This window comes from Pseudomonas sp. MPB03 (assembly GCF_046605385.1).
GTDB lineage: Bacteria > Pseudomonadota > Gammaproteobacteria > Pseudomonadales > Pseudomonadaceae > Aquipseudomonas > Aquipseudomonas zanjanensis.
On the sequence record NZ_CP176770.1, the window covers coordinates 5,415,142 to 5,428,987 of the forward strand.

The following is a 13,846-nucleotide window of genomic DNA, read 5'->3' on the forward strand; positions in this document are numbered from 1 at the left end:
GCTGGCGGCAGCGGCCAAGGAACGACCCTATGCCCTGGCCTTTGTCGACATGCGCATGCCCGAAGGCTGGGATGGCGCCAAGACCATCGAAGAACTCTGGAAGCGCGATCCGCAGCTGCAAGTGGTGGTGTGCACCGCCTATTCGGATTACTCCTGGGATGAACTGCTCGATCGCCTGAACGGCCACGACCGCTTGTTGATCCTGAAGAAGCCGTTCGACAACATCGAAGTCCAGCAGATGGCCAACACCCTGACCACCAAATGGGAAATGACCTCCCGTGCGCAGTTGAAAATGAACAAGCTCGAAGACCTGGTGGAGCAACGTACCCAGGCGTTCAAACAGGCCAGCGAGCTGCTGCAAATGGAGATCGACGAACGCAAGATGCTGGAGACCCAGTTGGTGCAATCGGAAAAACTCGCCTCGCTGGGGCAGTTGGCAGCTGGCGTGGCCCACGAAATCAACAACCCGATCGGCTTCATTTCTTCGAACCTGGGGGCGCTGGACGGCTACTTCGGCAAGCTCCAGGAAATGCTCAGCGCCTACGGCAGCGCCGAGGAGGCCATCGCCTCGCCGGAGCTGGTGGTGAACTTGAGGAAGCTGCGCGAACAGGTGGAGCTGGATTTCCTTGTGGAGGACATCCCCCTACTGATCAAGGAATCCAAGGATGGCATTGGACGGGTCGGGCAGATCGTCAAGGACCTGAAGGACTTCTCCCGCGTCGACTCCAGCCAGGAATGGCAGATGGCCAATTTGCAGCAAGGCATGGATTCGACGTTGAACATCGTCGCCAATGAGATCAAGTACAAGGCCGACGTGGTCAAGGAGTACACGCCGTTACCGGAGGTGGAATGCCTGCCGTCGCAGATCAACCAGGTGATCATGAACCTGATCGTCAATGCCGCCCAGGCCATCGGCCCAGAACGCGGCACCATCACCCTGCGCAACGGGGTCGGTGACGAAACCGTGTGGATCGAAGTGGCGGACAACGGCTCGGGCATTCCCCCCGAGACCCTGCAGAAAATCTTCGACCCGTTCTTCACCACCAAACCCATCGGTCAAGGCACCGGGCTGGGGCTGTCGTTGTCCTACGGCATCGTGAAAAAACACCACGGCGAGATCACCGTCCGCAGCGAAGTCGGCGTCGGCACCACCTTCCGCGTGGAATTGCCGGTGCGGCAGATGAAGCAGGCAGGCTGAGCCCCTCGGCAGTTCAAATTGTGGGAGCGAGCTTGCTCGCGATAGCGGTGGGTCAGTCAATGCAGGTATTGAGTGTGCGACCTCCATCGCGAGCAAGCTCGCTCCCACGGGTTATCGGCGATTCCAGCCAACACACACAACCTGTGGCGAGGGAGCTTGCTCCCGCTCGGCGGCGCAGCCGTCGTAAAACCTGCTGACGCGGTCTGTCTGAATGGTCGCAATGACCCCTTGGGGCCGCTGCGCAGCCCAGCGGGAGCAAGCTCCCTCGCCACGGACTTCATTCCAAGCTAATGTCTCGCCAATCGCTCAACCCCAAGGAACCCGCATGAGCCTGTCGCTGCTGAGCCGTTACGCCTTCTTTGCTGGCTGCGTGATCTTCACCCTCGCCAGCCTGCCGTTCCTGCAACACGACTGGCTCTGGCCCATTGCGCTGGTGACCGGGCTGTTGAGCCTGCTGGGGCTGTTCGATCTGCTGCAGAGCCGCCACGCCGTGCGGCGCAACTATCCAATCCTGGGCAATATCCGCTACCTGGTCGAAGGCATCCGCCCAGAGATCCGCCAGTACCTGCTCGAATCCGACAGCGATGCCCTGCCCTTCTCCCGCGCCCAGCGCTCGCTGGTGTACTCCCGGGCCAAAAACGAAAGCGCCGACAAACCCTTCGGCACCTTGATCGACGTCTACCAGACCGGTTTCGAATTCATCGGCCACTCCATGCGCCCGGCGCCGTTGAGCGACCCCAGCGGTTTTCGTGTGACAGTCGGCGGCCCGCAATGCACCCAACCCTACTCGGCCTCGGTGTTCAACATCTCGGCCATGAGCTTCGGCTCCCTGAGCGCCAACGCCATCCGGGCGTTGAACCAGGGGGCCAAGCTGGGCAACTTCGCCCACGACACCGGCGAAGGCAGCATCAGCCCCTACCACCGCGAACACGGTGGCGACCTGACCTGGGAACTGGGCAGCGGCTATTTCGGCTGTCGCACCAGCGACGGGCGCTTCGACCCGGAACGCTTCGCCGCCCAGGCCCGGACCCCCCAGGTGCGGATGATCGAAATCAAGATGAGCCAGGGCGCCAAGCCCGGCCATGGCGGGATCCTGCCCAAGCACAAAGTCACTCGGGAAATCGCCGAGACCCGCGGCATCCTGATGGGGGAGGATTGTATTTCGCCGTCATGCCACAGCGCGTTTTCCACGCCGGTCGAACTGATGCAGTTCGTCCAGCAACTGCGTGAACTGTCCGGCGGCAAACCGGTGGGTTTCAAGTTCTGCCTGGGGCATCCGTGGGAGTTCATGGGCATCGCCAAGGCCATGCTGGAAACCGGGATCCTGCCCGACTTCATCGTCGTTGATGGCAAGGAAGGCGGCACCGGCGCGGCGCCGGTGGAGTTCACCGACCACATCGGCGTGCCGTTGCGCGAGGGCCTGCTGTTCGTGCACAACACCCTGGTGGGCCTGAACCTGCGGGACAAGATCAAGCTCGGCGCCAGTGGCAAGATCGTCAGCGCCTTCGACATCGCCAGCGTCCTGGCCATCGGCGCCGACTGGGCCAACGCCGCGCGCGGCTTCATGTTCGCCATCGGCTGCATCCAGTCGCAAAGCTGCCACACCAACAAATGCCCCACTGGCGTCGCCACCCAGGACACCCTGCGCCAACGCGCCCTGGTGGTTCCGGACAAGGCCCAGCGGGTCTACAACTTCCACCGCAACACCCTCAAGGCTCTGGCCGAAATGCTCGCCGCCGCCGGGCTCGACCATCCGTCGCAATTGCAGCCAAAGCATTTGGTGCGGCGGATGTCGGCCACCGAGGTGAAGTTATTCTCACAGTTGCATGTGTTTTTGAAGCCGGGGGAATTGCTCACGGGTGAGGTCAATGGGGCGTTTTATTCGCGGATGTGGCAGATGGCGCGGGCGGACAGTTTTGAGCCGCGGGAGGTGGTGGCTGCCTAACCAACAGTCCGGACGCTCAGCGGCAACGCTCGATATCAGTAATCAAACACAACTTAGGCAAGACATTGGGGTCGCCCTGCGGTTTTTTCATGAAGATATAACCACTGTCGTTGATAACGTAGAGGTCATAAAAACGTGTGGAAATTACTGGCGACTGCTCCCCGCGCCGAATCGAGGCAATCACCGCAGGGTTTCTGGCGAGGTATACATTGGTTATTCCGCCACGCGGCAAAGTTTCGGGCAACAACACATAATCCACGCCCAGCACATACTTCAGGGCCGGCATCGCCGCATACATGCCGCTGGCCGCCGGCAGCCAGTTGGCTTTCAGCTCGGGGATCATGTAAATACTGGGCCTGTCACGCAAGGACGAATGGTTAATGTCATAGATGAGCGAGGCCAGCACCGCAGCTTCCTGCTCTTTTTGCAGCGACAAGACCCGGCCATAGCCAAAGGAAAATGACAAGATCGCCAGCAAAGGAATGAACAGGATTATCCCAAGATGCGCATGTATGCGCGTGACTACCTGGAAACCAAGGAAAAACACCAATACCAACAGGGCGGAAAAAGCCACCAGAGTTCTGGCACCGTAATTGAAATAGGTAAAGACCAAGGTGATACCCGGTATGCAAAACAGCAGCACCGGGACGGCTAATAGGTAGAGACTCGCCAACGTCATTTTTCGCCAAAGGCTTTCCTGACTGTTAAACAGATTGAAACCTGCCCATACATACCCGGTCACGGCCAACACCGCACCGCCCCAGACAAGCAACCGAATGCCCTCCGTTCCCAATCCGTTCAGCATCTGCCCCACATACAACAGCCTGTTTCCAATTTCCAACAGACTGCTTGTCTCTAACGGTAAGACGTCCTGACGAGTAGCGGTCATCCATTGATAAGCCGTCGCGTAATAAACCAGCAAGCCAATTCCGATCACCATCGACTTACGCCTGATGAAGGCGAAAATGACGTCCGACGTTTTTCGCTCCCAAACCAATCGGATGACCTCGACGCAGCACAGGGCAATAAACACGCCGATGAATACCTGATAAATCGAAAGTGCCAGGACTACCAACAGTACGGGGACCACTATATGTTGCCAGGTCTTATCGCGTTGCCAGGCAACAGCGTAAATAAGCGCCACCAACCCCAACGCCATCGCTGCACCGTCGTAGCGATAGGACAGGCTCTGCAAGAAAAAGGGGTTGTACCAAATGGGCAGGACTACCAGACAATGGGCCAAGGTCGGGCGCTCGAAGTAAAAGAAAGTCAGGTCCTTCAAGGCGAGTGATACACCGACCGTAGCGACGAACAGCGGCAATGGAAAGAGATCCGGTGCCTTGGAGCTAAACGAAATAGCATTGTAGAAAAAATCGACTGCGCCCCGCCCCTCCTCACGCCATCCTTCTCCCGCCATGAGGACACGCCAATTATCATCGTTGTAGAAATAATCAGCCTGCACCAAAGGGAAGATATAAAGAAAATTCGCCATTAGAAAAAACAGCAGTACCTCTTTTGGCGTAACTGTTCTTGCGGACAGGAACTGCATTTTGGTTCACCCCTCGCTCGAAAGAACTGTCCGATAAACGAGAATCCTCATGTCCGGTGTCCACGAAACACCACGAACCGGGAGAGCAGAAAACGAACACTAAACCCAGCAGTGAGAATACCGCCACCGTCAATATCCATGGAGCAGCCAGCGAGGGCCTGGTTGCCTGAGTCAGACCGACGGCGTCATACAGCAAGAAAAAAACCTGGCAATGGACCAGTCCATTGACCATCCCGACGGACGGTCAACCTCACCTATCGAGTAGGAGGCAGCCAAAGACCCAGGGCCGCGCCACGCGGCTCTTTTCCCGATTCAGCGCCAGTTCCCCTTGCCGGGTGTGTAGAGGACTTGTATCTTCCAGTTGTTTGGCTCATCCCTGTGAGCCAAACAACTGGAAAGAGGGCTCCATGCAATTGGCGAGTGTACTAAGGCACCGTCAAGTCCATTCGGTATCCTGCTCCCGGAGCGCCCTCGTGCAACGACGACTGAATCTTTTCATACAGCGCATTCGCCTCTGCAGTCGTTATTGACCGAGAACAATCACGCAATACGACGCGCAGTAGGAGATTCTCCTGATCGGCTAGAAGACCGAGTCGTTCAATAGCCTGCGGTGGTAATTCAGACGAAACCCAGCGCCCTCTGATCTGCATTTCCTCGATCCACCCAGCACAGTCCCCTGCCGCCTGTAACATCTTTTCAGTCAGCACTTCCTCACTCAATCCGGGAGACACAGCCACCGAAATATCCCGAGAAATCGAAGGCAAGCGCGAAACGGCATTCCAAGGTCGCAGATCGTGCATTTGGGCCCGCACCCGCTCGTTAGAGTCACGCAACAAGCGGATATCTGGAATGCCCTTTCGAAGCATAGTCAGCCGATCCAGGCCCATTCCTAACGCCAGGCCGCCATGACGCAAAGGATCAATTCCTAATCGCCGAAGCAGCGAAGTGGCGATAAGACCACATTCAAGTACTTCAACATTGACGCCGTCATTCAATACATTCACTTCGATTCCGCCTTCGGTGTAATGATGGGGACTGTCGCTATAAACCCAAGGCTTATCGGGTACGGCAGCCCTGAGAATGTCGCCGACCAGACGCAACAGGTTCTCTCGGTCCGAAAGATCTGGATCCCCCAGTACCCAGATATCCATTTGGTGTGGCTCGGCGCAATGCCATCTATCCCTACTGTCGCGGCGGAATGTGATCCCAGGAGCAGCGAGCAGGATCATCTCTCCCGCCTTACGCTCTTGAGCAGCACGTTGGAGCGCGGCGGGAATCTGACTGGTGGTTTGCGTGCGTAACAACGAATGTTCGTTCACCCAGCGTGTGTGTTCACTGCCTAAGGTGATCTCTGCCGGATCGTAGCCTAGCAGCCCATAGTTTTCCTCGGCAGACACGATGCGTGGGCCGGTCTGGATATGGGCTCGAGGCCAACCGCTACGAATCAGCCCCTCAACAATTTCATCAACCATCAGCCGAACTGCATGGATGGGTGAGCGTGATTCCGTCAGGTCTGTTACAGACAGCGCTTGCTGTAGCGCCGCATCAGACAGGTATTTTTTTGTAACTACCATTCATTCCGACCTCTTCATTGAAAACTCGACAAAACAGCAATCGAACCTATCAACACTAGATCAACCAAACAACGTCGGAGAGCAATTTACATAAATTTCAGAAACCCGCTACAGACACTTCCTACACAAATAACCCCTTCGAAGAAAAAATAGACGCAACCTTAAAAACAATTCTAAAAACAAGTGAAAAAGCCGTTCCAAATCTTAAAAATGCTTGCCTTAATACAAATCCCTCGCTCACCAGAGGGAATCCAACAACAAGGAGCAATCATGAAACAAGAAATTGATACATCAGAAAAACTGAGCCGCATGGCATCGGGCCCTGAAAACTTCGGTTGGGCTCCATTGGCTTGGGCCTACACGGAGGATTAACTTCCGCTAACCCGGCGGGCGGCACGGAGAGACCGCCCGCCTATTCAAGGAAACAATTCCATGTCATCTATGATCAAGCTACATACACTTTTTGGGGCGGAAGAATTCTGGATTGTTGCGGACTCACAGGAATTTCTTGATGAGTGCGCCGTTCAAGGATTAAAAACAGTGCACATTCATGAAATCAGCACGCTTCCTCGAAACAGCATAGTATTCTCCTTCAGTAACAACGCGGCCAAGCTCACATTAGAGATGGCCAAGGCCACACCAGTTAAGAAAAGCGTTTTCTGCGCAGCGCAGGTTTTCGATCCGTCTTTCGATAGCGCAGACTACAGCCTGCATTTATTACTTAACAGCGACTTCAAAAAAGCATTAAAAAGACAACGCTTTTTTTTAAACATGCTCAACTCTTATGATTCATTTACCATATCAGGCAAAGACACGTATGGAAGCGTTATGCTAAACCGCCAGGCACAGCCTTATGCTTTGATAGCGGAAGACATTTCAGAAAATTTCATTCACTCTGTCGCAGAATTTTTCGAGGTTCATTATGCGCACATGAACACTCAAGAACCTTGTCCGTTTTGCGTGAATGGGAAACTCAAAATCTCTGGGATTTTAACTGTATTAAGAAAAACCAATCCGCAACTCCCTAAAGATATTAGGGTTAGGCTTCAGCGGCTATCAGATGCAGTTGCCAAGACGGGCGGTTCGCTGACTGTCGTGGGAAATGAGGTCACGTCCCTGACAACCAGCGATGGCGAGCATATTGAAACCTTGAAACTAGCTGCCGGCGCTCGAGGGCTGGGGTTGACTGAGTTCGCCATAGGGGTTAACGAAGAAATAGCGCCCCTCATAAATTACAACGTGAACTCTCAAATGAATGAAGGCATTAGCGGTATCCATTTAGCTATTGGGGATGGCTCGAGCGGCTTTCACATTGACTTTCTCAGCCCAACTGTCAATGTCATCCCAATCGTTAATAGCACCAGCGGCTTGGAAACCCGGATCGAATAATCTGGACGCTCTTTCGACGGTACAGCTAAGTCGTTTAGCTCACCACCACAGTGAACCGAACAGCGCCAGTCACGACGCTACGCGCCATGCTGGCGCACCAACAAAAAGCCCCAGTCAATCCGACCAGAGCTCTTGTTTTACAGGGCTATCTTGTTACGAAATCGAACGCACCGCCCCTGCGGCATCACCGGTCGGCTGCAACTTGAAGGTATAAAACAACACCGTCAGCAACACCAGGAACGCCGGGCCGATGTACAACGCCACGCGCGTGTCGGGGAAGTACGCCATCAGCCCTACCACCAGCACCAGGAATGCCAGCGCCAGATACGAGCTGATTGGGTACAGCCACATGCGGTACTTCAAGGCCGCCCGCTCGGAAGCGCTCAAGCCTTTGCGGAACTTGAGCTGGGCCAGCAGGATCATCACCCAAGTCCAGATCGCGCCGAAGGTGGCAATAGACGTCACCCAGACGAAGACTTTCTCCGGCACCAGGTAGTTGAGCAGCACGCCCAGCAGCAACGCGGCGATGGACAGCAGCAGTGCGCGGCGTGGTACGCCATTGCTGGAGGTCTTGGCGAAGCCGGCCGGGGCCTGGCCGTTCTGCGCCAGGCTGTAGAGCATCCGTCCGGTGCTGAAGATCCCGCCGTTGCAGGAGGACAGCGCGGCGGTGATCACCACGAAGTTGATGATGCCGGCGGCGGTCTTGATGCCCAGGCGCTCGAAGGTCATCACGAACGGGCTGCCCTGGGTGCCGATTTCGTTCCATGGGTAGATCGACAGGATCACGAACAGCGCGCCGACGTAGAACAGCAGGATCCGCCAGAACACCGAGCCGATGGCGTTGGGGATGGTTTTCTGTGGGTTCTTCGCTTCACCGGCGGTCAGGCCGATCATCTCCACGCCCAGGTAGGCGAACATGACCATTTGCAGGGACATCAACACGCCCGACACCCCGTTGGGCATGAAACCGCCGTGGGTCCAGAGGTTGGAAATGCCCAGGGCAACGCCGTCGTTGCCAAAACCGAAGGCGATGATGCCGACGCCGCCGATGACCATGGCGATGATGGTGACGATCTTGATCAGGGCAAACCAGAACTCGAACTCGCCGAAGGCCTTGACCGCGATCAGGTTGATCGAGCCCATGCTGACCAGCGCGGCCAGGGCCCAGATCCAGCGGGGCACGTCGGGGAACCAGATGCCCATGTACACCGCCACCGCGGTGATTTCCGCCACGCAGGTCACCAGCCACAGGAACCAGTAGTTCCAACCGGTCAGGAAACCTGCCAATGAGCCGAGGTAATCCTGGGCATAGCGGCTGAACGAACCGGCCACCGGGTTGTGCACGGCCATTTCACCGAGGGCGCGCATGATCACCAGGATCGCCAGGCCACCGATGATGTAGGACAGCATGATCGCCGGCCCGGCCATTTCGATGGCCTTGGCCGAACCGAGGAACAGCCCGACACCGATGCAGGCGCCAAGGGCCATCAGGCGGATATGCCGCTCACCGAGTTCACGTTTGAGCGGACCACCCTGGGCGGTCTCGCCATGGGGCAGATGATTGCCGACAGGCATAGGGATAAACCTCGTCTTGTTATTGGATTAGCCGCCGAGTGTCCAAGGCTGCGGGCGGGTGGGCCTGCGAGCATTGCCGAAACCGGGCCTGCTTCGTGGGCAGACCGTCCTGTAGGAAAATTCCTCAAGATCAGCGGGCCGTGCAGTATAAAAAGCCGGGAACAGAAAGTTTCACCATAAAAGCAGGTTAATTCAGGGAATGCGCCAGCCGAGGACGGCGTTATGAAGAGGGATTGCCTGAGCTAATGGCCTTTTAGAAGCAGCGCCGAGTATTGCACAGTGAGGGTGCAGCGTCATGTCTTTGCAGGCGGCGAAGGCTCTAGCGCGAGGTTTTCAGGATACCACCGCCCCCGTGCCGAGGGAGCTTGCTCCCGCTCGGCTGCGCAGCAGCCGCCTGCATTCAAAAGCCGCAAAGTGAGGGCGGCTTCGCCCCCCAGCGGGAGCAAGCTCCCTCGTCACAAAAAGCGACTAAAGCCACACCGTGTCCCACAGTGGGTAATCGCCGATTCGATCTACTAACCCTGCACGAAGCGGATTGGTAATGATGTAGCGGGCGGTAGGTCGCAGGTCCTCGTTATCGCGGATCGCGCGGTCATGGAAGCCGCTTTGCCAGAAGGCACCCTTTCTGTTCATTGCTCGATTGATTGTTAGGGTGCTGCGGGATTTTACTGTCTGCATCACTTGTGTGAGCTGAGCTTGCTATAGCTGTACCAGCCAATGCAGATGGTCCGGCATCACAACCCATGCCAGCGAATTGATCTGACCTCGCTCATGAGCCAGGCGCATTTCTGCGATCAGTAAGCGGCCCAGTCGCCAGTCCTTGAAAATCGGTGTGCGTCGGTGAACGACCGTAGTGATGAGATAACCTCGCCCCGGTTCCGAAGAGCGTCCGCGACGTAAGCGATGAGAGTTTGGGCGTGCAGGATGCATTCCTTGGCTTCCTGTGGTTGGGGTGTCTACTTACGGTAGCCTCACCCGCGACGATCCGACGCGATTATAGTTGAACGACTTTTCCGAAGACGGCGTAGTACCTGTGGCGAGGGAGCTTGCTCCCGCTGGGTGGCGCAGCCGCCCCCGCTTTCAACCCGGAGAACGCTTCAGCCATGCCACCGTCGCGTCTGCTGCGCAGCCGAGCGGGAGCAAGCTCCCTCGCCACAAATGCGCATCAGACCATGACAACCACAAGCACCTGCGCATTCCTCGCCCAAGGCTGGCAACCACCTATCCTGAAAACACCTACCGTGGCGAGGGAGCTTGCTCCCGCTGGGTGGCGCAGCCGCCCCGCTTTTTCAACTCCGAAAACGCTTAAGCCATGCCACCGTCGCGTCTGCTGCGCAGCCGAGCGGGAGCAAGCTCCCTCGCCACAAAAGCTCATCAGCCAATGACCTCTGACAAGCGTTCGCATGTCGGCTGTCCACAATTTCCCCTCCCCCCACGCCAACCACCGTCTAAGCTTCAAGCAAGTCCGATCAATCTGCTTAATGGATCAGTCGACTATGGGCGCTTTGTGGCAAACCGATTCGAATGAACCTGTGGTCCCGACTGAACGTATGGAAGAAGCGCCTTTACCTCAAGAAAAACGCCGCGCACGGCATGGCTGGCGGGCGTTCTGGTTGTTGTTGCTGATTATCGTCGTGGTGGTCGGCCTGGCGGCGGCCAAGGAAATGCGCACGTCGCGGTTTCAGGCCCGGGAGATCAGCAAGTACGCCGAGTCCCTGAACTATTCGGTGCAGCCGGGGCCCAGCGATGCCATCGCCTATCCGGGTGCGGGCCCGTTCGACCGGCGCTTGGGCTACAGCGCGCTGGGGGAGTTCCTGCCGCGGCTGCTCAAGCGCGACTACGTGATCCAGGCCCAGGCGAGGTTCTCGCCGGCCTTGATGGGCTACGTCGAGAAAGGCCTGTTCGTGCCGTATGTGGAAAAAATCCAGGCCGGGCTGACCATCACCGATTGCCGCGCCGCGCCGGTCTATCAGTTCAAGTACCCGCAGCAATTGTATGCAAGCTTCGAAGCGATCCCGCCCGTGGTGGTGCAGAGCCTGTTGTTCATCGAGAACCGTTTTCTGCTCGACCCCAAGCAACCCTTGGCCAACCCGGCCGTGGACTGGCCGCGCTTCGGCATGGCGGCCTGGTCGCAAGTCGCCAAGCTGTTGAGCCTGCCAGGGCAGTCCGCCGGCGGCAGCACCTTGGCGACACAACTGGAGAAGTACCGCCACTCGCCCGAAGGCCTGACCGTGTCCGGCGCGGAGAAGATCCGCCAGATGATTTCCGCCAGCGTGCGCGCCTACCAGGCCGGCCCGCAGACCCTCGAGGCGCGGCAGCGGATCATCCGCGACTACCTCAACAGCGTGCCGCTCTCCGCCGTGCCGGGGCATGGCGAGGTCCATGGCATGGCGGAAGGGCTGCGGGTCTGGTATGGCGCGGATTTCAAACGGGCCAACGAACGCTTGTTCAGCACCGCCACCGACCCCAAGAGCCTGGCGGAAAAAGGCCTGGCCCTGCGGGAAATGCTGTCGTTGATGATCGCCCAGCGGCGCCCGTCGCATTATCTTTCGAAGGGTCATGATGAACTGGCGCGCCTCACCGACAGCCACATCCGCCTGCTGGCCCAAAACGGCGTGATCGACGCCGCGTTGTCCGAGGCGGCCCTGGCCAGCAAGGTCAGCTACCGCGACTGGGTCCAGGACCCGACCGTCCAGCCCATCGAAACCAACAAGGGCATCAGTGCCGCCCGCAGTCGCATCGCCGCGCTGCTCAACCGCCCGTTGTACGACCTCGATCGCCTCGACCTCTCCGCCACCAGCACGCTGCAAAGCGACCTGCAGGCCCAGGCCACCGAGTACCTCAAGCGTTTGGCCGACCCGGCCTTCGCGACCGAGATCGGCCTGATGGGAGAACGCCTGCTGACCCCCACCAGCACCACGCAGGTGCGCTACAGCTTCACCTTGCTGGAACTGACCCCGGACGGCTCGCGCGTGCGGGTACAGACTGACAGTACCGACCAACCCTTCGACATCAACGAAGGCAGCAAGCTGGAACTGGGCTCCACCGCCAAATTGCGGGTGCTGACCACCTATTTGCAGATCATCGCCGAACTGCATGAGCGTTATGCCCAACAGACGCCGGCAGCCTTGAAGAAAACCGAGATCGCCGACCAGGACCGCCTGTCCCGCTGGGCCGTGGACTACCTGATCGAAAACACCGACCGCAGCCTGCCGAAGATGCTCGAAGCGGCACTGGACCGCACCTATTCAGCCAGCCCCGGCGAGGCGTTTTTTACCGGCGGCGGGCTGCACACTTTTCATAACTTCCGCAAGGAAGACGACGGCCGCATCCCCACGCTGCGCGACTCTTTGCGCGAATCCATCAACCTGCCGTTCATTCGCCTGATGCGCGACCTGGTGCGCTACGCCACCTACGCCGGCCCCAACAACAGCTCCGAACTGCTCAAGGACGACAAGGACCCGCGCCGCCAGGAATACCTGGCCCAGTTCGCCGATCGCGAAGGCACTTCGTTCCTGCTCAGGTTCTGGAAGAAGTACCAGAAAAAGGACACCGGCCAGCGCCTCGAAACCTTCCTCGACGGCATGCGCCCTACCGCCATCCGCCTGGCCGCCGTGCACCGTTATTTCTTTCCCAACGACAGCCAGGAAAACTTCAATCGCTTCGTGCGTGCGCACTTGAAGTCAGCCAAGAGCGCCGAAAAGCTCACCGATGAGCGTCTCGAACGGCTCTACCAAAGCTATGGTCCCGGCGCCTATGACCTGCCGGATCAAGGCTTCATCGCCAAGGTCCATCCCTTGGACCTGTGGCTGATGGGCTACTTGTTGAACAACCCCGAGGTCAAGTTCAGCCAGATCGTCAAGGCCAGCCAGTTCGAGCGTCAGGAAGTCTACAGCTGGCTGTTCAAGAGCCGGCACAAGAGCGCCCGGGACAGTCGCATCCGTACCATGCTGGAGATCGAAGCCTTCCTGGATATCCACCAGCGCTGGCAGCAAGTCGGTTACCCCTTTGACCACCTCGTGCCTTCGTTGGCCACCGCGATCGGCAGCAGCGGCGACCGCCCCGCCGCACTCGCCGAGCTGGTGGGCACCATTCTCAACGACGGCGTCCGCCAGCCGGCGCTGCGCGTCGACAGCTTGCAGTTCGCCGTCGACACGCCCTATGAAACGCGACTGGTCAACAACCCGGACAGCGGCAAGCGCGTGATGCCGGTGGAGGTTGCGCGGGCATTACGCGGTGCATTGTCGCAAGTGGTGGATGCCGGCACCGCGAAACGGGTGGCCGGCAGCTTCAAGCTGGCCGACGGTACGCCACTGGCCATGGGCGGCAAGACCGGCACCGGGGACAACCGCATCGAAGCGATCGGTTCCGGTGGACGGGTGATCAGTTCCAAATCCATCAACCGCACCGCGACGTTCGTGTTCTATATCGGCGACAACCATTTCGGCACGCTCACCGCTTACGTACCCGGCGTGTCGGCGCAGAACTTCAAGTTCACCTCGGCCTTGCCGGTGCAGGTGCTCAAGGGCATGGCGCCGTTTCTCTCGCCCTACCTGCAACCGGGCACGCATACCCAGTGCCAGCCGTTGGTGACGAGCCGTTAGGCCAGGCCTCCG

Annotated in this window: 7 protein-coding genes and 2 pseudogenes; 5 read left to right on the forward strand and 4 right to left on the reverse strand. The window is 58.2% G+C overall.

Translation table 11 applies throughout. The features are described 5' to 3' along the window. Positions 1 to 385: 385 nt before the first annotated feature. The 3 genes and pseudogenes from ACLH0I_RS23475 to ACLH0I_RS23485 all read left to right on the forward strand — a co-directional run. Positions 386 to 472, forward strand: a pseudogene (locus ACLH0I_RS23475) (hypothetical protein); the annotation flags it as partial. Between the two features lie 291 nt (positions 473 to 763). Next, positions 764 to 1,198, forward strand: a complete 435-nt coding sequence (locus ACLH0I_RS23480; RefSeq protein WP_411387550.1) for a sensor histidine kinase — start codon at positions 764 to 766, stop codon at positions 1,196 to 1,198. Positions 1,199 to 1,523: 325 nt separating this feature from the next. Continuing rightward, entirely contained in the window at positions 1,524 to 3,143 is a 1,620-nt protein-coding gene (locus ACLH0I_RS23485) for an FMN-binding glutamate synthase family protein (RefSeq protein ID WP_411385519.1), read from the forward strand. 16 nt (positions 3,144 to 3,159) lie between these two features. Here ACLH0I_RS23485 and ACLH0I_RS23490 read toward each other — a convergent pair whose 3' ends face one another. Together ACLH0I_RS23490 and ACLH0I_RS23495 are read right to left on the reverse strand one after the other, a co-directional pair. Beyond that, positions 3,160 to 4,692 carry a glucosyltransferase domain-containing protein gene (locus ACLH0I_RS23490; protein WP_411385520.1) on the reverse strand — a complete coding sequence of 511 codons (1,533 nt, stop codon included), beginning with the start codon at positions 4,690 to 4,692 and terminating at the stop codon, positions 3,160 to 3,162. Between the two features lie 425 nt (positions 4,693 to 5,117). After that, positions 5,118 to 6,266, reverse strand: coding sequence for a hypothetical protein (locus tag ACLH0I_RS23495; protein WP_411385521.1), 1,149 nt, complete (start codon positions 6,264 to 6,266; stop codon positions 5,118 to 5,120). Between the two features lie 432 nt (positions 6,267 to 6,698). Here ACLH0I_RS23495 and ACLH0I_RS23500 point away from each other — a divergent pair, with 432 nt between their 5' ends. Then, entirely contained in the window at positions 6,699 to 7,655 is a 957-nt protein-coding gene (locus ACLH0I_RS23500; protein ID WP_411385522.1) for a hypothetical protein, read from the forward strand. 153 nt (positions 7,656 to 7,808) lie between these two features. On the opposite strand, the gene ACLH0I_RS23505 is transcribed toward ACLH0I_RS23500, so the two are convergent. Further along, entirely contained in the window at positions 7,809 to 9,230 is a 1,422-nt protein-coding gene (locus ACLH0I_RS23505) for an amino acid permease (protein WP_411385523.1), read from the reverse strand. 468 nt (positions 9,231 to 9,698) lie between these two features. Beyond that, a pseudogene (locus ACLH0I_RS23510) lies at positions 9,699 to 10,160 on the reverse strand (REP-associated tyrosine transposase). Between the two features lie 566 nt (positions 10,161 to 10,726). On the opposite strand from ACLH0I_RS23510, the gene ACLH0I_RS23515 reads away from it, so the two are divergent. After that, positions 10,727 to 13,834: a transglycosylase domain-containing protein gene (locus ACLH0I_RS23515; protein ID WP_411385524.1), complete on the forward strand. Its 3,108-nt coding sequence runs from the start codon at positions 10,727 to 10,729 to the stop codon at positions 13,832 to 13,834. Positions 13,835 to 13,846: the final 12 nt, after the last annotated feature.

What these genes read in the sequence shown, in the direction of transcription:
- ACLH0I_RS23480 (WP_411387550.1), top strand. Translation starts at nt 764, where the DNA reads ATGGATTCGACGTTGAACATCGTCGCCAATGAGATCAAGTACAAGGCC.
- ACLH0I_RS23485 (WP_411385519.1), top strand. Translation starts at nt 1,524, where the DNA reads ATGAGCCTGTCGCTGCTGAGCCGTTACGCCTTCTTTGCTGGCTGCGTG.
- ACLH0I_RS23490 (WP_411385520.1), bottom strand. Translation starts at nt 4,692, where the DNA reads ATGCAGTTCCTGTCCGCAAGAACAGTTACGCCAAAAGAGGTACTGCTG.
- ACLH0I_RS23495 (WP_411385521.1), bottom strand. Translation starts at nt 6,266, where the DNA reads ATGGTAGTTACAAAAAAATACCTGTCTGATGCGGCGCTACAGCAAGCG.
- ACLH0I_RS23500 (WP_411385522.1), top strand. Translation starts at nt 6,699, where the DNA reads ATGTCATCTATGATCAAGCTACATACACTTTTTGGGGCGGAAGAATTC.
- ACLH0I_RS23505 (WP_411385523.1), bottom strand. Translation starts at nt 9,230, where the DNA reads ATGCCTGTCGGCAATCATCTGCCCCATGGCGAGACCGCCCAGGGTGGT.
- ACLH0I_RS23515 (WP_411385524.1), top strand. Translation starts at nt 10,727, where the DNA reads ATGGGCGCTTTGTGGCAAACCGATTCGAATGAACCTGTGGTCCCGACT.